Genomic DNA, 20,807 nt, shown 5'->3' on the forward strand with positions numbered 1-20,807 from the left:
TTACACCTTCAGTTTCATTTCGACGAAGTACTCGCGCGACTTCGGGAAGTTGAACACCTGGCATCCGGTGTCGGCCTCGATGCGCTCGATCACCTGTGCAATCTCTCCCGGCGTCTCGGTCGCGATCACGAACCACATGTTCAGGTCGTGGTCGCGGCGGTAGTTGTGCGCGACTTCCGGCATCGCATTGACACGTTCAGCCACGTCGTCGTACCGGTCTTCCGGCGCACGCAGCGCTGCCAGGGTAAAGGCACCGCCCATGCGCTCGATCTGGTACATCGGGCCGACTCGCGTCAGCACGTTGGCTGCGCGCAGCGCGGCGAGCCGCTGCAGCAGCTCGTCCTCGCTGATGCCGATGCGCCTGGCGGCTTCCTCGTATGGCCGCTCGCACACCGGCAAGTCGCCCTGCAGGTGGTTGATGATGGCGCGGTCGATATCATCCATGGCTGGCCTCGGGAGTGGTCGCGTCATTGCTCACGGCATTGGTTGCGGCATGGTTCGCGGCAGCGGTCGCGTAGTGCGCGCCGCGCTGCTTGAAGCGGCGGCGGGAGAACAGCACCGCATGCGGATAGGCGCCGAGCCCGCAGGACTTGGACAGGGCTTCGATGCGCGAAGTCACATCGTCCCGATCCTTGCCGTGGATCATGCAGAACAGGTTGTAGGGCCAGTCCGGCAACTGGCGTATGCGGCGGTAGCAGAGTGTGACGCGGCCGGTGGCGGCAATGGACCGGCCGACCTCGTCGACCACATCATCCGGCACATCCCATACCGCCATCGCATTTGCTGTGTAGCCAAGTTCGAGATGGCGCACGACGATGCCGAAGCGCTTGATCACGCCGTCATCGACCCAGTTGCCGATGGTGTCGATTGCTTCCGCCTCCGGCCGGCCAAGCTGCGCAAAGGGGCGTTCAACCAGGGGCAGGCCTTCCTGCAACGCGGAGACGAATTGCTGGTCGGCGGCACTCAAGCTGATAGTGGGTGAGCGGGGGACATCTGCATTCGTCCGTGCTGGCATCACATGGTTCCCGTTGCCGGACAGGTCGAAGCCGAGGTCGATGTGATATTGCTGGCACATCGGCAGGAACAGCACCGGCCCGCACTGGCATGCCGTTTCGATATCGCGCACGGCGGTGGCAAGATGCTCCGGCGACGGCGCGGTGACGACAAACCACAGGTTGTAGCGATGTTCGCGCTCGTAGTTGTGGTTGATTTCCGTATAACGGCTGACAATGCCTGCCACTTCCTCAAGCCGTTCCTGGGGCACGGACAGCGCAGCCAGGGTGCTGGTGCCGATCGAATGCGGCTGGAACACGGCGCCAACCCGGCTCACCAGCCCGCGCTCGGTCAGACGGCGCAGGCTGTCGATCACGGCCGCTTCGTCGGTTTTCAGTTTTTGGGCAAGTGCGGCAAAGGGGCGCGACACCAGTGGAAAGTCGCGCTGGAAGCGATTGATGAGTGAAAACTCAAGATCGCTGAGGGGGGCGGTCGGATCGGACTTCATTACGCGGGCATCTCCGTCTTTGCGTGAATCTCGGAGAGCGGGGAATCGCTCGGACCGGACTTCATACGCTACGAAGAATGCCGGATGGGAAGTACCACTTCCTTAACCCAGGTCAATTTTTTCCGGGGTTTGGCGCGATACATTTTCACGCAGGCAAATGCTGTGCCGCGTTGCGGCTGCAGGGTGCCAATATTGAAACAAGGATTTGCTGCATGACCGATCCGTCAAGTCGCCGCAACTTTCTGCGCGGCCGCTTTACTGCCCGCAAAGGGCCGTTACGCCCGCCATGGGCGCTTGTCGAAAACGACTTCCTGCATGCCTGCACGCGTTGCGGAGAATGCGTGAAGGCCTGTCCGACGCAGGTGATTTCCGCGCACGACGCGGGCTATCCGTCAATGAACTTCACAGCAGGGGAATGCACCTTCTGCGGGGCGTGTGTTGACGCCTGCAAGAGCAGCGCCTTGAAGCGCGTGGAGGGGCAGCCGCCGTGGAAAGCACAGGCGACGCTCGGCGAGCAATGCCTGGCGCAGCGGAAAATCGAGTGCCGCATCTGCGCAGACCAGTGCGAGACGCGCGCCATCCGCTTCACGCTCAGGCCGGGCGGCATTGCCATTCCGGCAGTCGACAGCAGTGCCTGTACCGGCTGCGGTGCCTGTGTTGCGCCATGTCCCGCGGGCGCGATCCGCATTGGCTGAAGCCAGCTTGCTGGCAATGACTTGCCTTCAGTAGAGAAAAGTTGCGGTGACTTTGCCTACATTTGATGACTTTGGCAGGCTGGAACTCTTCGGTGCAGCTCAGGTCGAGCTGCACCGAAAAACGAGCGCCCGGAATCGGGCGCCGATGAGGTGCTTACTTGTCGAAAGGTGTCGGACGCGGGGTCTTGTCCGATGAAGGCGGCAGGATCGGCATCTTGAAGTTGGGCTGGTCGCCGGTCAGCGTCTTCAGGAAAGCCACGACTTTGGCGTTTTCATCCGGTGTGAACTTCTTGCCCAGCTGGATGCGCGCCATCGTATCGACTGCTTCCGGCAGCGTGTTGGCCGCGCCATCATGGAAGTAGGGATAGGTCAGCTCGACATTGCGCAGCGTCGGCACCTTGAAGTTGAAGCGGTCCGCATCCTTGCCGGTGACGGCGACGCGTCCCTCAGCCGGGCTTGACGCGTTGTAGGCTTCGACCACGCCCATCTTCTGGAAGGAATTGCCGCCGACGGCCGGGCCGTTATGACAGGCGACACAGCCGCTTTCCTTGAAGAGCTTGTAGCCGGCCAGCTCAGTCGCATTGAGCGCCTTCCTGTCGCCCTTGAGCCATTTATCGAAGCGCGAGTTCGGCGTCACAAGCGTTTCCTCGAATGCGGCAATCGCTTTCGTCACCTTGTCGATGTCGACTTTCTCGGTGCCGAACACCTTCTTGAAGTCACTGACGTAACCCGGGATCGACTGCAGCGTATCCACGGCCAGCGCATGCGTGAAAGCCATCTCGCCCGGATTCGCAATCGGGCCGCCTGCCTGCGCCTTCAGGTCGGCTGCACGGCCATCCCAGAACTGTGCAACGTTCATGCTGGAGTTGAGCACCGTCGGCGAGTTGATGGGGCCTTGCTGCCAGTTATGGCCGATCGACGTCTTCAGGTTGTCCGTGCCACCCATCGACAGGTTGTGGCAGGAGTTGCAGGAAATGAATCCCGACTTGGACAGGCGCGGATCGAAATACAGCTTTTTGCCGAGTTCGACCAGCGCCGGCTCCTTCACTTTTGCCGCTGGAATCGGCTGGATGGGTTCGCTGCTGGATGCCGCAAGAACCGCGCCGGAAAAGCCGGCGAGCGCGAACATGACACTCATCGTCAACATTGTTTTTTTCATGTTTTCTCCCTTGATGAACAAACATGGATTTATTCTTGCGCGGCTTGCCCATGCTGTCCGCATGGTTTTTGACTTTCGTCAACTTTCGGGAAAAACAATTTATTTATCGAGTTGATAGGTTTTTGCAATCACGCAGGCGAGATGGAAACGGCGCGAGCATCAGAGGCCTTCACGGCATGTGTGGGGACCGGCAGAGGGGAAGGAGCGATATGGTCACCGAAGCAGTCGAAATGGCGATGACGTAATGAGGTGCGGCCGGCGAGGTGCGGCCGGCGCTCTAACGCGCGGAAGGATGGAAGGGGATGACTGCGCGCCGCCGTGGTTTCGACACAGCGGCGCAGGCGGCAAGCAAAGGAGCCGTGTTACTGGCGCGGAATCGTGCCGCGCCAGGCGCCGGTTTCGGTGCCGCGGCTTTCGACCAGTTGCTTGAAGCGGCTGAGGTTGGACTTGGTCTGCATCTTTACGAAGCCGAGCGCATCGCCGATCTTCTCGTCGACCGACTGCGGATCGTAATCCATCTGCAGCATGATGCGCGTCTTGTTCTCGGCGATCTTGTGGAAGGTGACCACGCCCCCGTTCCTCACGCCGCCCAGGCTGCGCCACGCAATGCGCTCGTCAGGGAGCTGTTCGGTGATTTCGGCATCCCATTCCTTTTCCTTGCCGGCAACGCTGGCCTTCCAGTGCAAGCGCTTGTCATCCAGCTGGTGCACTTCATGCACGCTGTCCATGAACTTCGGAAAGTCCTCGAACTGCGTCCACTGGTTGTAGGCCGTGCTGATCGGCACGTCGACTTCAATGGATTCTTCGATCGTGGATTCCATGCCGGAACCACGAGAGCGCTTGAATTGTTTTGACAACAGGTATCCGCCGGCTGCAATCGCAACCGCAGTAGCAATACGACGACCTAGCATAGAGCATCCTTTCTCATGGCCTGGCCCAACAGACTATTTGTTGAAAAACTGCTGCGCGGGCCGGTCCTGAAGGTTGCTCGCGATGTTTTCCAACAGCCTGCAAAAGATGTCCAGGCAAGTTGATCATTCAGACAACCCTTGTCCGATCATCATTGACGGCCAAAGTTCTGGAAATGCCGTCTGTTATGCGGACACACTGAGCCAAGGTGCGCATTCCGGTCCGGCATGGCTGTGGAGTGCCTGTCGCCATTGCCCCACCGTTCCTTTCGGGAAAAGAAAAATGGGGAGCCATGCTCCCCATCGTCATCCTTTGCCGAGTCCCGCTTACTTTGCAGGCTTCGCCTTGTTCACGAGCTTGTCGCCCTTGAAGGTATTGTCCACCAGTGGCGGCGCGTCAACTTGCGGCACGTGGCATTGCGTGCAGTTGTAGCGTGCCGGCGTGGCGTCCGCGTGCTTCTTGCCTTCGCGGTCGATGAAGTGGCTTTCGCCGATCATCGGCGCATTGCTTTTCTTGGCCATGGCGGCGCTATGGCATTCGAGACACTGGTTGCCCTCGAGGTTGATCTCGTCAAACTTGTCGACCGCATGCGGCACGACGGGCGGCTGCGTGCTGAAGGTGCGCGTGATTGGCGCCTGCCGCCCCGGTTTGCCGCCGACGTAGTCTTTTACCTCGGCGACCGGGTCCGGTGCCGAGACATCAATGCCGCGCATTGATTTGGCACCTTCCTGGGCAAATGCCAGCATGGAGAAACAAGTTGCCGCCGTAGCAATCACAACTTTCAGGGTTTTGTTCATGATTAACGCTCCCTCAGATAGAGATAAATTCAGTGTTTCTTGTCATTGACGGCAAGCGCCTGGTCGCCGAGCTTTTCGTTGACCTGGTTGTTGAAGCACATGCCGAACTTAAATACGTCTTTGGAACAAACATCGATGCAGCGGGCGCAGTTGGTGCAGCTTCCCGACAGGATGACCGGGCCGACGCCTTTCTTTTCGCCATTGAGGGCCGGCGAGATCACCTGCGGCTCCGGGCAGACCTTGTAGCAATCCATGCAGTCGTTGCAGGCGCTGCGCTTGACCGCGGAGATGCGGATCACGCTGCGCTTGCCGATCAGGCTGTAGAACGCACCCATCGGGCACACATGCGCGCACCAGCCACGGTTCATCACGAACAGATCGAACAGGAAGATCGCCAGCACGATCGCCCATGCCATGCCGATGCCAAAGATCAGGCCGCGATGCAGCATGGAGACCGGGTTGACCAGTTCCCACGCCACCGCCCCCGTCGCTGCTGCCAGCACCAGCGTCATCGCCAGCATCCAGTAGCGGGTATTGCGCGACAGGCGAGCACCCTCCTTGATGCCAAGCCGGCGCCGCAGCCACGCCGCGGTATCGGTCACCATGTTGACAGGACAAACCCACGAACAGTAAACGCGGCCGCCGACGACGAAGTAGAACGCGACGACGATCGCGACACCGATCAGTGCCAGCTTCTCCGGCACATTGCCGGCCAATACCGACTGCAACAGCACGAAGGGATCGGCCAGCGGAAGTGTGTCCAGTGTCAGACTGTAGCTCAGGTTGCCTTTCACGATCCACACACCGGCCAGCGGCCCGAGCAGGAACAGCGCCAGGATGGCCAGTTGCGTGAAGCGGCGCATCAGCAGCCACTTGTGCGCACCCAGCCAGCCTTTTGCCGCGAGCGCGTCTGCACCGACTTTCGCTTTGTCAGCATTGCTCATCATTGACCTCCCTGCGGAAGATCACCGCCGAGTCCGGGCGGCAGGCTTGGCACGACGTTCGCCGGCGCACTGCCCGGTGCTGCTGCGTTGCTGGCCGCACTGCCTGCCGCATTGCCGACCTGCTGGCTTCCCGGGTCGAAATGGCCTTCGAGCGTGACGCCTTCAGGCAATCGATCAGGCAGATCGATCAAACCCTTGTCTTCCACGAGCGACTTGCCGGCCTTGGCTTTCTCTTCCCAGCCGAGACGGTAATGCTGTCCGTGCGCACCCTTGGCAACCTTGATCGGCAATACCTTGATCGAGGCTTCTTCGGTCACGCAGGATTTCTCGCACTTGCCGCAGCCGGTGCAGTATTCCGAATGCACGGTCGGGATGAACATCGCATGTTTCCCGGTCCGCATATTCGGACGCAATTCGAGCGTGATGGCTTTATCAATCACCGGACACACGCGGTAGCACACCTCGCAGCGCATGCCGAGGAAGTTCAGGCAGGTCTCCTGGTCGATCAGCACGGCGAGGCCCATCTTCGCCTTGTTGATGTCGGTCAGGTCGTGATCGAGCGCACCCGTCGGGCAGGCTTTCACGCACGGGATGTCTTCGCACATCTCGCATGGCAGGTTGCGCGCCGTAAAGTAGGGCGTTCCCGTCGCGACCGGCGACTCCGGCTTGGCCAGCTCGAGGATGTGATACGGACAGTCGCGCACGCACAGGCCGCAGCGGATGCACGCACCCAGGAAGTCATCCTCGGCAAGTGCGCCGGGTGGTCGCAGCGCGAGCGGCGGCAAGGCCTTCGCCTGTTTGCTGTAGAGCGACAGGCCAAGGCCCAGCATGCCGACGCCGCAGGCCATCTTGGCGGCATCGAGCATGAACTGGCGTCGCGCCGCCGCGTGCAGCGATTCCGGTTCAGGTTTCTTTTCTGTAGGCATGATTGATCACCAACAAGCCAGACAGCTCGCGACAGGCGGCTGGCTAAATGCGGCCCGCCACCCGTCGCTCCCGGTCAAGTTATGCCTTGACCACCTTGCATGCGCACTTCTTGAAGTCCGTCTCTTTGGAGAGCGGGCAAGTCGCGTCCAGCGTCAGCTTGTTGACCAAACGATGCTCGTCGAAGAAAGGCACAAACACGAGGCCGACCGGCGGCTTGTTGCGGCCGCGGGTTTCCACGCGCAGCTGGATTTCACCGCGGCGTGTACTGACTTTGACCACGTCGCCGCGCTGCAGGTTGCGCTTCTTCGCGTCTTCCGGATGCATGTAGACCATGGCGTCCGGCATCGACTTGTACAGCTCCGGCACGCGGCGCGTCATCGAGCCGGTATGCCAGTGTTCCAGCACGCGGCCGGTGGCAAGCCACAGGTCGTACTCGTTGTCCGGCATCTCTGCTGCCGGCTGGTAGGGCAGTGCGAAGATGACCGCCTTGCCGTCCGGGTGGCCGTAGAACTTCACGCCTTCGCCCTTCTTCACATACGGGTCGTAGCCCTCGCGGAAGCGCCACAGCGTTTCCTTGCCATCCACGACAGGCCAGCGCAGGCCGCGTGCCTTGTGATAGGTGTCGAAGTCGGCGAGGTCGTGCGCATGGCCGCGGCCGAAGGCGGCGTATTCCTCGAACAGACCCTTCTGCACGTAGAAGCCGAAAGCCTTCGATTCGTCGTTGTCGAAACCCTTGTAGGTCTGCGACACCGGGAACTTGTTGACCTGGCCGTTTGCGTACAGCACCTCGTACAGCGTCTTGCCCTTGTACTCCGGGTTCTTGTCGAGCAGTTCCGCCGGCCACACTTCATCCGTCTTGAAGCGCTTGGAGAACTCGATGTACTGCCACAGGTCGGACTTGCCTTCGCCCGGTGCCTTCACCTGCTGGCGCCAGAACTGCGTGCGGCGCTCGGCATTGCCGTAGGCGCCTTCCTTCTCGGTCCACATCGCCACCGGCAGAATCAGGTCGGCGGACATGGCGGACACGGTCGGGTAAGCATCCGACACGACGATGAAGTTGTCCGGATTGCGCCAGCCGGGGAAGATTTCACCGTTGATGTTCGGCCCGGCCTGCATGTTGTTGGTGGTCGAGGTCCAGTAGAAGTTGATCTTGCCGTCCTTCAGCAGGCGGCTTTGCGCAACGGCATGCGCACCAACCCAGTCGGGAATCGTGCCGGCCGGGAGCTTCCACAGTTTTTCGGACAACTCGCGATGCTTCGGATTGGTCACCACCATGTCGGCCGGCAGACGGTGCGCGAAGGTGCCGACTTCACGTGCAGTACCGCAGGCGGAAGGCTGGCCGGTCAGCGAGAACGGGCTGTTGCCCGGCTCGGAGATCTTGCCCACCAACAGGTGCACGTTGTAGATCATGTTGTTGACCCAGGTGCCGCGCGTGTGCTGGTTGAAGCCCATGGTCCAGGTCGACATCACCTTGGTCTTCGGATCGGCGTAGATCTTGGCAAGTGCTTCGAGCTTCTCCTTCGGCACACCGGAAATCTCATGTGCCTTGTCCAGCGTGTACTCGGACACGAAGGCCTTGAACTCGTCGAAGGTGATCGGCGATGCGGCCATCGGATTGCCCTTCGGTTTGCCGTCCGGGCCCGGATAGCCGTTATTGCCTGCGGCTTGCTCGAGCGGATGGTTCGGGCGCAGGCCGTAACCGATATCGGTGACGCCCTTCTTGAAGTTGACATGCTTGGCAACGAAGTCCTGGTTGACCGCGTTGTTCTGGATGATGTAGTTGCAGATGTAGTTCAGGATCGCGAGGTCGCTCTGCGGCTTGAAGATCAGCTCGTTGTCGGCCAGCTCGGTGGAGCGGTGGCTGAACGTTGACAGCACGTTGATCGTTACATGCTTGGCCGACAGGCGGCGGTCGGTAATGCGCGACCACAGGATCGGGTGCATCTCCGCCATGTTTGCGCCCCACAGCACAAACGCGTCGGCATGCTCGATGTCGTCATAGCAGCCCATCGGTTCGTCGATGCCGAATGTGCGCATGAAGCCCACCACGGCGGAAGCCATGCAATGGCGCGCGTTCGGATCGAGGTTGTTGGAGCGCAGGCCGGCCTTCATCAGCTTGGCAGCGGCATAGCCTTCCCAGATGGTCCACTGACCTGAGCCGAACATCGCGATACCCTGCGGGCCTTTTGCCTTCATCGTGGCCTTGCATTTCTCGGCCATGATGTCGAATGCCTGGTCCCACGAGATCGGCTTGAACTCACCGTTCTTGTCGAACTTGCCGTCCTTCATGCGCAACAGTGGCTGCGTGAGGCGATCCTTGCCGTACTGGATCTTCGACAGGAAGTAGCCCTTGATGCAGTTGAGGCCCTTGTTCACCGGTGCATCGGGGTCGCCCTGTGTGGCGACGATGCGACCTTCCTTGGTGCCGATCAGCACGCCGCAACCGGTGCCGCAATAGCGGCAGGCACCCTTGTCCCAGCGAATGCCATCGCTCTTTGCCGGTGCAGCCTGCGCCAGCCCGGGGACAGTCACGCCGGCCACGCCCGCCGCAGCAGCAACTGCATTTGTCTTGATAAAGTCACGACGCGTCAAAATCGCTTTCATCTTAAAGCTCCTGATCAGGATTGGTTTCGTATTGGTGATAAACCATCGATGCCGAGAGCACTCCCGGTTGCTGGTTGATCGCCTCAAACGTATTTGCGACAGACTGGTCGGCATCAGCCTCGATCGTCACGATCATCCGACCATCATCCATCGCCACATGCACTTCGACACCGGGGAGCAATGCCAGCCCATCCTGCACTTTCCTGATGTGATCAGGATGCGCGTTGACCAGCACGCTTGAAATACTGACTGTCCCTTGAGGATGCATTTGCTTAATCCATTAAGAAAAGTAAGGGTTTTGTTGATTGTCGCGCCGAGTGTTTCTCACTGACAATGCCTTGGATCAAGACATTTCGAAATACGCACGCGCGCGCGACAAATTACAAACCGGTGCGATGCGCGCGCGGCGTGAAGAAGATGCCGCTCGGCTTGTCGGAGGGAAGCTCGGTGACTTTTTCGTAGGTCTCGGTGTCGTAGATTTCGAGGCGATTTTCATCGCGCACCGATACCCAGATCTGTTCTCCGCGCGGCGTGAACTCCATGTGCAGCACGCCCTTGCCAGGCTTGAGTGTCTTCACGACCTTGCGGCTCTGCACGTCGATCACCTGCACCACTTCGTTGTGCGGGAAGGCGAAGTTCACCCATACCTGCCGATTGTCGGGACGCGCGACGACGAACACCGGCTGGCCGTAGACCGGAATGCGGCCGCTCTCGGTCCAGTTGCCCTGATCGACCACCAGCACTTCATTGCGGCCCACTGCCGGCACCAGCAATTCCGTGCCGGTCGCTGCCCAGCCTTCAAGATGCGGCATCTTGTAGACGGGCAGTTTCTGCTCGCCTTTGCCGTAGCCATTGAGCACGCGCTTGACGCCTGCGCCGGGGTTCCACAAGTCGAGCATCGCAAGGCCGTCTTCGCCGAACAGTCCTGCGAGATAGAAGCGTCCATCGGCCGTGATCATGCCGTCATACGGCTCCTTGCCGATATTCTTGTACTTCGTCAGCACCGGCTTGGATGGCACCTTCATGTCCACCATCCAGATTTCCCCGGCTTCAAACAGGCTGAACACGAAACGGTTGCCTGGTACATCGACGAGGCCGATCACCTTCGATGGTTTGCCCGCGTCATCGACTGCGGGGATATCGGCGACCAGTTCCAGCGTGTCCGCACTGAAGAACTTGACGCCACCCGGCGTGTAGTTCGCCACCCCGATCAGCTTGCCATCCTGTGAGATGGCGCCGCCGATGCTGTTACCGGACTGCATCACGCGCTTGACGATGCGCTTCTCCAGCAGGTCGACCTTGGTCAGTCCGCCGTCACGGCCGAACACATAGGCATAGCGCTCATCGCGCGAGAAGTTCAGCGATGCGTGGGACAGGTCGCCCAGCCCCGGCACTTGTGCGAGCACGGTGCGATGGGTGGTTTCGACGATCTGCACGCTGCCCTTGGAGCGCTCGATCACGACGCCGAGGTCGCCGGTGGCGCGCAGCTGCGGTGCGCTTGCGCAGCCTGCCAGTGCAACGGCGGCAGCGATGCCGGTGAGTGCAGCAATGCGGCGCGTCCACGCGCGCGCATGCGCCACAAAAGAAGTATTAGTCCGCATTGGGTAATCCTTTCAACAACATGTCGACGATCCAGCCTGCTTCGGATTCGGAAAGGAAGGGACTCCATGGTGGCATCGTGGTGCCATAGCGTCCCTGCAGGATGGTCAGTTTGAGCCCCTCGGGATCCTTTCCTTCCAGTGCCTTGGGCGTGAGCGGCACGCCGAGGCCGCCCTCCATCCGCAGGCCATGGCATGAACCACAGTCCTGGCGAACGAGATGCAGTATTTCGGCTTTACGCTCTGGTGCCGGTTCGGCTTGTGCCGTCAACGGGAGGGAGAAGAAAAGAGGGAGGGAGAGTAGGAAGGCGCAAAGCCTTGACGGTTTCATGATAATTGCCTCACGGTGCAACCTCGACCACACCGGTCATGGTGGGGTGGGGACCGCAGATGTACGGATAGGTGCCGGGCTTGTCGAATGTGCGCTCCCAGGATTCGCCCGGGAAAAGCCGATCTGACTCGGGAAGATCTTCCTTCTGGAACAGGACGGAGTGGTTGGAGCGCTTTTCGTTGTTAACCCACCGGACGGTGGTGCCAGGCTTGATCTTGAGCTGTTGCGGCTCGAACTGCATTTTCGCGATGCTGACTTCGACGACTTCACCCGCCTCGACCGGCGACATGGTCAGTGCAATCAGTGCGACGGCTGCGGCAGATGCCGCCTTCAGCACGCTTGCGACAAAAGTCTTGTTCATCTTCGACTCCTGCTAAATCTTTAAAGCTGCCTGCTGAACGTGATTCATTGCGTGAGGAAGCCGGCGGCTCCCTCACGTCTTTCAATTACCTTACTGCTTTACGACATTGATATCAGCCTTGGCATTGTCCAGGCCAAGGGTATAACCGAACGACACGTAGTGGTAACGGCCGTTGGTGTAGTCGTCGTGGATGGCGAAACCGAAGTTGTAGGTCTTGCCCGGCTCCAGTTTCACGTCGCCTTCGCCGCCAGCGAGCTTGCGGGTGAAGTTGACGGTCCAGGTATCACCCTTGAGTTCGCCCTTGGCATCAGTCAGCGCCTTGCCGCCTTCCATCACGCGCTTGTCAGCGACGTAACCGTCGACCGGCTTCTGGCCCTTGCCGCTCTTGTACTGGAGCAGGTCGAAGTACTTGCCGGAGGCGAGGTTGCCGTCCTTGACGTACTTGGTCTTATTGTCGTCTTTCACGCCCGGCATGGTGCGTGCGTCGGTGTGGCAGGTTGCCCAGCAGCCGCCATTGTCGTTGTCGACCTTGCCTTCTTCTTCCAGCATGAAGGCAACTTTGACCGGATTGGCAGCATCCATCTTCTTGCCGCTGGCAAAGCCGGTATTCTTCCAGGTAAAGCGCAGGTACAGGTTGGTGCCGTCATGCGCGGCCTGAACGCTGACCGGAATGCTGCCCGGCTTGCCCTTGACGGGTTCCGGTTCCAGCACGGTGTTCTTCGACTGGGCGCCGGAGACAATCTTCTTGCCGAGGTCCGGTGCTTCTTCCGCGCCGGTCTTCTCATCGACGTGGCAGCCGATGCACGCCTCGCCTTTCTTGACGGCCTTGGCGCCGCCGTGTTCCGTGCCCTTGAGGATCCATTCCATGCCGGAGGCACCCGGATAGAACACCGTGATTTTCTTGCTCGGAGCCTTGCTTGCGTCTGCAGCAAGCGCGACGCCGGAACCCAGCGCCATAAGTAATCCGAGAGACGATGCGGCAATCAAAGACTTGTTCATTGCATTTCCCTTCTTACAGTTGATATTTTCCAGACGGCAGTTGTCAAACGATTGACGGCTATCGCATTGATGACGATAGCCGCCGGTTCAATTATTCCTCTTCTTCCTCTTCGGGCATATCCTTCGGAAGCTGGTGCGCGATGCCCTTGTGGCAGTCAATACAGGTCTGGTTGTCTGCCTTGGCATTCTCATGCTGCTTGCGGGCCCGCTGCTTCTGCTTGTCACCATCCATGCCGTCGAAGGTGTGGCAGTTGCGGCATTCGCGCGAGTCGCTGGACTTCATCCGCGCCCATTCGCGCGTTGCCAGTTCCAGTCGCTTCGCCTCGAATTTTTCCTTGGTGTCGATCGTGCCCGTGATTTTACCCAGCACTTCCCGGCTCGCCTGGATCTTGCGCATCATCTTGTGCGTCCAGTCCTTCGGTACGTGGCAGTCGGAGCAGGCCGCGCGTACACCGGTGCGGTTGGAGTAGTGAATCGTCTTCTTGTATTCCTGATAGACGTTGTCTTTCATTTCGTGGCAGCCAATGCAGAACTCGAGCTGATTGGTCGCCTCCATGCCAGTGTTGAACCCGCCCCAGAACAGGATGCCGGAAATGAATCCGACGCCCAGCAGCGTCAAAATCGAATAACGGACGCTAGGCTTGCGCAGCTTCGCCCACCAACCTCTAGATGCGTTTTGTGTGTCTGACATGGCTTTTCTCTGAATACTGTTGTACTGAGTTGCTGTAATGGATCCCGGGCTGCTGCTTGTGATGCTTCGTTCTTGCGGCCGGGCGATCCAGCGTATTTTTTCTTGCTGTACTGCTTTTCCCTGAGAACCCCGGAGAGCTTGCGCTCCCCGGGACATCGTTGCTACATCAATAGATGTCGTGCTGCGTGTTGAGGATGTTGAACTTGCCGGTCGGCGTGATCAGCTTCGGATCCTTGATGACATGCTTCAACTTGCGTGTCTTGTCATCCATGATCACGATCGCGGACGGCTCGGTCTTGCCAGCCCACAGCGAGAACCAGACTTCATCGCCCTTCTCGTTGTACTCGGCATGCACCGTGCGCTTGATCGCCTTGCTTTCCGGCAGATTGGCCAGCTTGGCGATATTGATGACTTCAGGTCCCTTGGCCAGGTTCTTGATGTCATACACGGTTACCGATTCCGCGACTTCGCGTTCCGGGTTCAGCGGTGCGTCCGCCCACAGGTTGTTGGACTTCGGATGCGTCTTCACGAACAGCGAGCCGCCGCCGTGATTCTTCAGTTCCTCGACCACTTTCCATGCGCTCTTCGGATGCTTCACCGGATCGGTGCCGATCAGCGAGATCACGTCTGCACCGAGGTGCGACGTTGCCCACACCGGACCGTATTTCGGATGCACGAAGTTCGCGCCGCGACCCGGGTGCGGCTTGGCCTTGGTGTCGACCAGTGCAGCCAGCTTGCCGAGCTTGGTGTCAACCACCGCAACCTTGTTGGAGGCGTTTGCAGCCACCAGGAAGTAGCGCTTGGTCGAATCCCAGCCGCCGTCATGCAGGAACTTGGCGGACTCGATGGTCGTTTCCTTCAGGTTCTTGACGTCCGAGTAGTCCACCAGCTTGATCATGCCGGTTTCCTTGATGTTCACAACCCATTCCGGCTTGTGCGGCGTTGCCACGATGGAGGCGACGCGCGGTTCCGGATGGTATTCGCCATCATGGGTCTGGCCGCGGGTCGACACGATCTTCAACGGCTTGAGCGTGTCGCCTTCGGTGATCACGTACTGCGGCGGCCAGTAGGAACCGGCAATCGCGTACTTGTCTTCAAAGCCCTTGAACTTCGAGGTCTCGACCGAACGTGCTTCGATACCGGTCTTGATGGTAGCGACGATGGTCGGCTTCTCGAAGAACATGTCGATCAGGTCGAGCTTGCCGTCGCGGCCGATCACGTACACATAGCGGCCCGATGCGGACACGCGGGAGATGTGCACGGCGTAGCCGGTCTTGACGATACCCCAGATCTGCTTGGTGTCGCCGTCGATCAGCGCCACTTCGCCGGTATCACGCAAGGTTACCGAGAACACGTTCTTCAGGTTGACCTTGTTCATTTGCTTCTTCGGACGGTCTTCCGGCTTGATGTGCAGCTTCCAGCTGTCCATCATGGCCTGCATGCCGAACTCTGGCGGTGCATCCGGTGTCATCTGGATGTAGGTGGCCATCATCGAGATTTCATCCTTGGTCAGGATATCGTCGAAGTTGACCATGCCACCTTCGGTACCGTAGGCGATGATCTTTTCAAGACGCCCTTGGCCGAGCTTCTTGCTGTTTTCCGGTTCCAGATTCTTACCGGTTGCGCCCTTGCGCAGAATGCCGTGGCAGCCAGCGCAGCGCTCGAAATAAATCTTGCTTGCTGCTGCTTTCTGCTCAGCGGAGAGCGTCGGCTCGCTGGATGCATATGCCACCCCGACGGCCAACGGCAATGTTGCAAGCATTGCCATGAGCGGGCGGGATAAGGACTTCATAGAACTCATGTTACTTCCTCCCTAACAAGGATGATTAACTACCACTGTGATGCGAACTGCCGCTAAAAACCACCAATAAGCAATGTGTAACAACCGGGATTGAAACGCACTGCTCTTTAGTAAGGCGAAGGGTGCGCTTTGGGAGTCTTTATTTCCTTAACGCACATCAATTTTTTTGAGACTGCCCCGCGATAACCTGACAGCACTTGAAAACGACTCACACGAAACATCTACGCAGCAAGGGAGCACCCCATGAGCAACCCCCCACCCAATTTGAAGTCGTTTTATCCGGCGCCTGTTTCGGCCCAACCTGGTACGGTCTATCTCGTCGGCGCAGGGCCGGGCGACCCCGAGTTGCTGACCTTGCGTGCGGCAAGGCTGCTGGCCAACGCCGAAGTGCTGGTGTACGACAACCTCGTCAGTGAAGGCATCCTCGACCTGGTGTCGACGTCGGCCGAGCGCATCTATGTCGGCAAGCAGCGCTGTAACCACACCGTGCCGCAGGAAGGAATCAATGCGATGCTGGTACGTCTGGCCAAGCAGGGCAAGGACGTGGTGCGGCTCAAGGGGGGCGACCCCTTCATCTTCGGCCGTGGCGGGGAGGAAGTCGAAGTGCTCGTCGCCGAAGGCATTCCGTTCCAGGTGGTGCCTGGCATTACAGCCGCCAGCGGTGTGTCCTGCTATGCGGGCATCCCGCTGACGCACCGCGATTACGCGCAGTCATGCGTCTTCACGACCGGCCACCTGAAGGATGGCAGCCTGAACCTGGACTGGGAAAATCTCGCGCATCCCAAGCAGACGCTGGTGATCTACATGGGCTTGAACGCGTTGCCGGAAATTTGTCGCCAGCTCGTCGCTCATGGACGTGGCGCCGACATTCCTGCGGCTGTCATCGAGCAGGGTACGACGCCCGAACAGCGCGTAGTTACCGGCACGCTGGCAACGATCTCCGACCTTGCCGCTGCGACCGGATGCAAGTCGCCCTGCCTCGTGATCGTGGGTGAAGTGGTGTCCCTGCACAAGACGCTGAACTGGTTTCCCAATTCTGCGCAAAAAGCGCTTGCGCGCGCCGCGACGGTCGCGTAGTTGACCCGGTGAGTGCTGTCCGGGGCGGCGACCGTCCCGGTTTTCCTTTCCCTTCGCTTTTCCTTGAAACAAGGCCAAGGCAGCAAGTGCAGCAGGTTTTTTGTACTGCCGGGATTGCTGGCGTAAAACCTGCCGACTCACGATACGGCATGCAATCTTTCAGCTGCCGTGCGGTCAGATAACGGAAGCGCTTCTTTCTTCAACGCAGCTTGTCATCAAGTCGACAAATGGCTGGCGTATAAAGTGGCAGGCGTATAATTAAAGGTTATTTACAAAAAGCAGGATGCGCGCGTTGTTGCGCAGATGCTGATTACGTTACCGACCTCTTTCCTGGCCTTTTCCGGCCTTTTCATATTGACTATGTCAGATTCGTTGTTGGCAAACACACAACCTGCCGCGCCTGCGGTCCGCTTTGAAGATTTCGGACTCTCCGCCGACATTTTGCGTGCGCTGGCTGACCAGGGTTACATCCATCCGACGCCGATCCAGGCGGAGGCAATTCCGATCGTGTTGCAAGGGCGCGACGTGATGGGCGCTGCGCAGACCGGCACCGGTAAAACCGCCGGTTTTTCATTGCCCATCATCCAGTTGTTGCTCGAACATGCGAACGCCAGTGCATCGCCCGCGCGCCATCCGGTACGCGCGCTGATCCTGACTCCGACGCGCGAGCTGGCCGACCAAGTGGCGGACAACGTCAAGGCCTATTCGCGCCATACCCCGCTGCGCTCGACTGTCGTGTTCGGCGGCGTGGACATGGCCCCGCAGACGGCGGCATTGCGCGCCGGCGTGGAAATCGTCATTGCGACTCCCGGACGCCTGCTCGACCATGTGCAGCAAAAAACGCTGAACTTGTCGCAGACGCAGATCCTCGTCATGGACGAAGCGGACCGCATGCTCGACATGGGCTTCCTGCCCGACCTGCAGCGCATCATCAACCTGTTGCCGACGCAGCGGCAAAACCTGATGTTCTCCGCCACCTTTTCGCCGGAGATCAAGAAACTGGCGAACAGTTTCCTGAAGAACCCGGTGACGATCGAAGTCGCCCGCAGCAATGCCACCGCCGACAACGTCACGCAGGTGTTGTACAAGGTCGAGGAAGAAGCCAAACGCGATGCGGTTGCGCACATCATCCGCGAGCGCGGCCTGAAGCAGGTAATTGTGTTTTCGAACACCAAGATCGGTGCGTCACGCCTGTCGCGCCACCTGGAAAAGGAAGGCATCAAAGCTTCCGCGATCCATGGCGACAAGACCCAGGCGGAACGCATGGCCGCACTCGATGCCTTCAAGCAGGGCACGATCGAAGTGCTGGTCGCAACCGATGTTGCCGCGCGCGGCCTGGACATTGCCGAGCTGCCGTGCGTGATCAATTTCGACCTGCCGTACAACGCGGAAGATTATGTGCATCGCATTGGCCGCACCGGACGCGCCGGCGCCTCGGGCGACGCGATCTCGCTCTTCACCGACAAGGACGCGCGCCTGCTGGCCGATATCGAAAAGCTCATCAAGCACACGATTTCGCGCCTGGACCTGAGCGGCTTTGTCCCTGCGCGCTCTTCGGAGCGCCGCCCGCGCCACGAAGAAAGCGACGAACGTGCGCCGTCGACACGCGGATCGCAATACAGCCGCGGCGCCTACGCACCGCGCAAGGAAAAGGTCGATCCCTGGTTCCTGAAACCCTACGAGCCCTCGGCATCGGAGCCGCAACCGGCCGAGAAGCCTGCGCAGCAGGGCAATGGCACAAAGCAGAAAACCAAGGTGGCCGCGCTGTTGGGGGGCGTGCCAAAACGCCAATAAATTGGGACTGCCGGCGGGCGCAATTAATGTCCGCCGAAACGTTGCGCCCAGGCTGAAGTGGCGCGCATCCAAAAATCTTCAATAGAGGGTGGCTGCCCTACAGGCAGTTGCAGGAAGCGCGCAGCTGCACACAATTCCTGTACCGGCTGTGCCAAATCCAGGGCCTGTGCGCCGGTCTGCTTCGACAGCTTTTCCCCTTCCGCATTCGTCACGACAGGCACGTGCAGGTAACGCGGCGTTGGCACGCCGAGCAGGCGTTGCAGGTAGATTTGCCGTGGTGTCGAATCCAGCAGGTCGGCGCCGCGCACCACATCCGTGACACCCTGGTACGCATCGTCCACGACGACGGCCAGCTGATACGCCCAGAATCCATCCGCCCGCTTGAGCACGAAATCACCGACCTCCGTCGCAAGATGCTGCGCGACCGTGCCCATCCAGCGATCCTGGAACGTGATGCATTCAGCCGGGTCATGTGCATCCGGCACGCGCAGGCGATACGCGCGCGCCGTCTTGCCTGGTGCAAGACCGTGGCGGCAGGTCCCCGGGTACACTGCCGCACCGTCGCTCGCAATCCCGATACGTGAATCTGCGATTTCCTTGCGTGTGCAGCCGCACGGATAGGCATGGCTGCCAAGACGCTCGAATGCTGCCTGGTACAAGGCCTTGCGCCGGCTTTGCCAGACCACTTCGCCATCCCATTGCATGCCGAAGATGCGCAGACAGTCGAGGATGGCTTCTGCCGCGCCCGGCATCGTACGCGCTTCGTCGACGTCTTCGATGCGCACCAGCCACTGGCCGCCGTGCGCGAGCGCGTCAAGATAACTGGCAAGGGCGGCCACCAGCGAGCCCTTGTGCAGGGGGCCGGTCGGGGAGGGAGCAAAACGGCCGATATAACTCTTCATGGAATCGGGATAAGCTTGCTTGAGCTGCGACAAGTCAGCATCTGCGCAACGTAAAACGCTATTGTGCAACACCTGTCCAACCAGATGGCAAGTCAATGCGCATCAGCACCTGCCGACTTGAAAGGAGCCGCAATGATCACACTGCGCAAGAGCGAGGAACGGGGGCATGCCAATCATGGCTGGCTCGATTCCTGGCACAGCTTTTCCTTTGCCGACTACTATGACCCGCAATTCATGGGTTTCGGCCCGTTGCGTGTCATTAACGAGGATCGGGTTGAAGCCGGCGCCGGCTTCGGCACGCATGGCCACCGCGACATGGAAATCATCAGCTACGTCCTCGACGGCGAACTGGCGCACAAGGACAACATGGGCAATGGCAGCGTGATCCGGCCCGGTGATGTGCAGCGCATGAGCGCCGGGCGGGGCGTGATGCATTCCGAGTTCAACCATGCGCAGGACCGGCCGACGCACTTCCTGCAGATCTGGATTGAACCAGACGTTTTTGGCATCCAGCCTGGCTACGAGGAAAAGCGCTTTGATGCCGCCGAAAAGCGCGGGCAGTTGCGCCTGATCGCCAGCAGCGACGGCCGTGATGGATCAGTGAGAGTCCATCAGGATGCAAACCTTTACGCCGGACTGTTCAATGGCGACGAACATGCGAGCCTGACGATACCGGCGACCCGCCGTGCGTATGTGCATGTTGCACGAGGAGACATCGAGGTCAACGGGCACGCGCTGCACGCCGGAGATGCACTGATGGCCGTCGACGAGCCCGCCATCGAGCTGGCAAATGGCCGCAGCGCCGAGGTCTTACTGTTCGACCTGCCCTGAGGCTGCGTTCGTGTTACGCATCGCCTTGCGGCAGTGCGGGCAGGATTCGCCCGGGATGTAATAGGGCGACAGCTGTTCTTGTGGCGTCACGACGGCACGGCAGGCGAAGCATTGTTTTGTGTCGGTCGCCTGCAACTGCGGATTGAGCGCTGTGCGGTGGTCGAACACGAAACAGTCGCCGGTATAGTGCGCGCCGCCGACTTCCTCGAAATACTTCAGGATCCCGCCTTCGAGCTGGTACACACTGTTGATACCGATGTCCTGCATGTGGATCGCTGCCTTCTCGCAGCGGATGCCCCCGGTGCAAAAGGTGACAACTGTCTTCCCTGCTAGCTCATCCTTGTGCTGCGCCACAACTTCCGGAAATTCGCTGAATTTTTCGATGCGATAGTCGATGGTGTTGTCGAAAGTGCCGACGTCCACTTCAAACGCATTGCGGGTATCGAGCATTACCACCGGCTTGCCTGCATCATCGTGACCGAGGTCGAGCCAACGCTTGAGCGTCTTTGCATCCACCGCCGGGGCGCGTCCTTTTTCCGGCTGGATCAGCGGATGTTTCATCGTGATGATTTCGCGCTTGAGCCGCACCAGCATCTTGGTAAATGGCTGCCGTTCGGAGTAGCTTTCTTTCACTTCCAGATCGGCAAAGCGCTCGTCCGCACGCAGCCAGGCAAGGAAGCGGTCGATTGGCTCGCGCAGGCCCGCCAGGAACAGGTTGATGCCTTCCGGGCTGAGCAGGATGGTGCCTTTCAGACCGAGTTCCACGCAGATCTTCCGGAACTCCGGGCGTTTTTCAGCCGTGTCGGCGAATGTGATGAATTTATATCCGGCGATGTTGACGTAAGGTGTTGCTGTTTGCATAAGTGAAGATGCTAAGTCTTTGATT

Annotated in this window: 21 protein-coding genes; 4 read left to right on the plus strand and 17 right to left on the minus strand. The window is 59.7% G+C overall.

Features of this window, described 5'->3' with window-relative positions; genetic code table 11:
• Together ACYVIA_RS20715 and ahbB are read right to left on the minus strand one after the other, a co-directional pair.
• Positions 1 to 444, minus strand: coding sequence for an Lrp/AsnC family transcriptional regulator (locus ACYVIA_RS20715; protein WP_460844079.1), 444 nt, complete (start codon positions 442 to 444; stop codon positions 1 to 3).
• On the minus strand, positions 437 to 1,501 hold the full coding sequence (gene ahbB / locus ACYVIA_RS20720; RefSeq protein WP_460844080.1) for a siroheme decarboxylase subunit beta: 1,065 nt from the start codon (positions 1,499 to 1,501) through the stop codon (positions 437 to 439). Before ahbB ends, ACYVIA_RS20715 begins: the two co-directional genes overlap by 8 nt.
• Before the next feature lie 212 nt (positions 1,502 to 1,713).
• On the opposite strand from ahbB, the gene napF reads away from it, so the two are divergent.
• Positions 1,714 to 2,196, plus strand: a complete 483-nt coding sequence (gene napF / locus ACYVIA_RS20725; protein ID WP_460844081.1) for a ferredoxin-type protein NapF — start codon at positions 1,714 to 1,716, stop codon at positions 2,194 to 2,196.
• A gap of 154 nt (positions 2,197 to 2,350) precedes the next feature.
• Here the strand turns inward: napF and ACYVIA_RS20730 are convergent, their stop codons facing one another.
• The 13 genes from ACYVIA_RS20730 to ACYVIA_RS20790 form a co-directional block, all read right to left on the minus strand.
• Entirely contained in the window at positions 2,351 to 3,334 is a 984-nt protein-coding gene (locus ACYVIA_RS20730) for a cytochrome-c peroxidase (RefSeq protein WP_460844103.1), read from the minus strand.
• Positions 3,335 to 3,717: 383 nt separating this feature from the next.
• The gene (locus tag ACYVIA_RS20735) at positions 3,718 to 4,212 is read right to left on the minus strand and encodes an SRPBCC family protein (RefSeq protein ID WP_460844082.1); all 495 of its coding nucleotides are present in this window, start codon (positions 4,210 to 4,212) and stop codon (positions 3,718 to 3,720) included.
• A gap of 378 nt (positions 4,213 to 4,590) precedes the next feature.
• A complete protein-coding gene (locus ACYVIA_RS20740) occupies positions 4,591 to 5,061 on the minus strand; it encodes a nitrate reductase cytochrome c-type subunit (RefSeq protein WP_460844083.1) in 471 nt (156 codons plus the stop codon).
• 29 nt (positions 5,062 to 5,090) lie between these two features.
• Positions 5,091 to 6,008, minus strand: coding sequence for a quinol dehydrogenase ferredoxin subunit NapH (napH, locus tag ACYVIA_RS20745; protein WP_460844084.1), 918 nt, complete (start codon positions 6,006 to 6,008; stop codon positions 5,091 to 5,093).
• Positions 6,005 to 6,931 carry a ferredoxin-type protein NapG gene (gene napG, locus ACYVIA_RS20750; RefSeq protein ID WP_460844085.1) on the minus strand — a complete coding sequence of 309 codons (927 nt, stop codon included), beginning with the start codon at positions 6,929 to 6,931 and terminating at the stop codon, positions 6,005 to 6,007. The genes napH and napG overlap by 4 nt, the downstream gene beginning before the upstream one ends.
• A gap of 79 nt (positions 6,932 to 7,010) precedes the next feature.
• A complete protein-coding gene (gene napA / locus ACYVIA_RS20755; protein ID WP_460844086.1) occupies positions 7,011 to 9,536 on the minus strand; it encodes a nitrate reductase catalytic subunit NapA in 2,526 nt (841 codons plus the stop codon).
• 1 nt (position 9,537) lies between these two features.
• The gene (locus ACYVIA_RS20760) at positions 9,538 to 9,804 is read right to left on the minus strand and encodes a chaperone NapD (RefSeq protein ID WP_460844087.1); all 267 of its coding nucleotides are present in this window, start codon (positions 9,802 to 9,804) and stop codon (positions 9,538 to 9,540) included.
• A gap of 112 nt (positions 9,805 to 9,916) precedes the next feature.
• Complete coding sequence (locus ACYVIA_RS20765) at positions 9,917 to 11,137, minus strand: cytochrome D1 domain-containing protein (RefSeq protein ID WP_460844088.1); 1,221 nt, start codon at positions 11,135 to 11,137, stop codon at positions 9,917 to 9,919.
• Entirely contained in the window at positions 11,127 to 11,465 is a 339-nt protein-coding gene (locus ACYVIA_RS20770) for a c-type cytochrome (RefSeq protein ID WP_460844089.1), read from the minus strand. The genes ACYVIA_RS20765 and ACYVIA_RS20770 overlap by 11 nt, the downstream gene beginning before the upstream one ends.
• A 10-nt stretch (positions 11,466 to 11,475) precedes the next feature.
• Entirely contained in the window at positions 11,476 to 11,826 is a 351-nt protein-coding gene (locus ACYVIA_RS20775) for a cupredoxin domain-containing protein (protein WP_460844090.1), read from the minus strand.
• A gap of 90 nt (positions 11,827 to 11,916) precedes the next feature.
• Complete coding sequence (locus ACYVIA_RS20780; protein ID WP_460844091.1) at positions 11,917 to 12,825, minus strand: ethylbenzene dehydrogenase-related protein; 909 nt, start codon at positions 12,823 to 12,825, stop codon at positions 11,917 to 11,919.
• A 91-nt stretch (positions 12,826 to 12,916) separates the two neighbouring features.
• The gene (locus tag ACYVIA_RS20785) at positions 12,917 to 13,516 is read right to left on the minus strand and encodes a NapC/NirT family cytochrome c (protein ID WP_460844092.1); all 600 of its coding nucleotides are present in this window, start codon (positions 13,514 to 13,516) and stop codon (positions 12,917 to 12,919) included.
• Between the two features lie 166 nt (positions 13,517 to 13,682).
• Entirely contained in the window at positions 13,683 to 15,317 is a 1,635-nt protein-coding gene (locus ACYVIA_RS20790) for a cytochrome D1 domain-containing protein (protein WP_460844093.1), read from the minus strand.
• Positions 15,318 to 15,560: 243 nt separating this feature from the next.
• On the opposite strand from ACYVIA_RS20790, the gene cobA reads away from it, so the two are divergent.
• Both cobA and ACYVIA_RS20800 read left to right on the plus strand, forming a co-directional pair.
• Positions 15,561 to 16,394 carry a uroporphyrinogen-III C-methyltransferase gene (gene cobA / locus ACYVIA_RS20795; RefSeq protein ID WP_460844094.1) on the plus strand — a complete coding sequence of 278 codons (834 nt, stop codon included), beginning with the start codon at positions 15,561 to 15,563 and terminating at the stop codon, positions 16,392 to 16,394.
• 360 nt (positions 16,395 to 16,754) lie between these two features.
• Positions 16,755 to 18,188, plus strand: coding sequence for a DEAD/DEAH box helicase (locus ACYVIA_RS20800; protein WP_460844095.1), 1,434 nt, complete (start codon positions 16,755 to 16,757; stop codon positions 18,186 to 18,188).
• A 23-nt stretch (positions 18,189 to 18,211) separates the two neighbouring features.
• On the opposite strand, the gene gluQRS is transcribed toward ACYVIA_RS20800, so the two are convergent.
• Positions 18,212 to 19,090, minus strand: coding sequence for a tRNA glutamyl-Q(34) synthetase GluQRS (gene gluQRS, locus ACYVIA_RS20805; protein ID WP_460844104.1), 879 nt, complete (start codon positions 19,088 to 19,090; stop codon positions 18,212 to 18,214).
• A 132-nt stretch (positions 19,091 to 19,222) separates the two neighbouring features.
• Here gluQRS and ACYVIA_RS20810 point away from each other — a divergent pair, with 132 nt between their 5' ends.
• Positions 19,223 to 19,921: a pirin family protein gene (locus tag ACYVIA_RS20810; protein ID WP_460844096.1), complete on the plus strand. Its 699-nt coding sequence runs from the start codon at positions 19,223 to 19,225 to the stop codon at positions 19,919 to 19,921.
• Here the strand turns inward: ACYVIA_RS20810 and ACYVIA_RS20815 are convergent.
• Positions 19,901 to 20,782, minus strand: coding sequence for a sulfurtransferase (locus ACYVIA_RS20815; RefSeq protein ID WP_460844097.1), 882 nt, complete (start codon positions 20,780 to 20,782; stop codon positions 19,901 to 19,903). The genes ACYVIA_RS20810 and ACYVIA_RS20815 overlap by 21 nt on opposite strands.
• Positions 20,783 to 20,807: the final 25 nt, after the last annotated feature.

This window comes from Noviherbaspirillum agri (assembly GCF_054780595.1).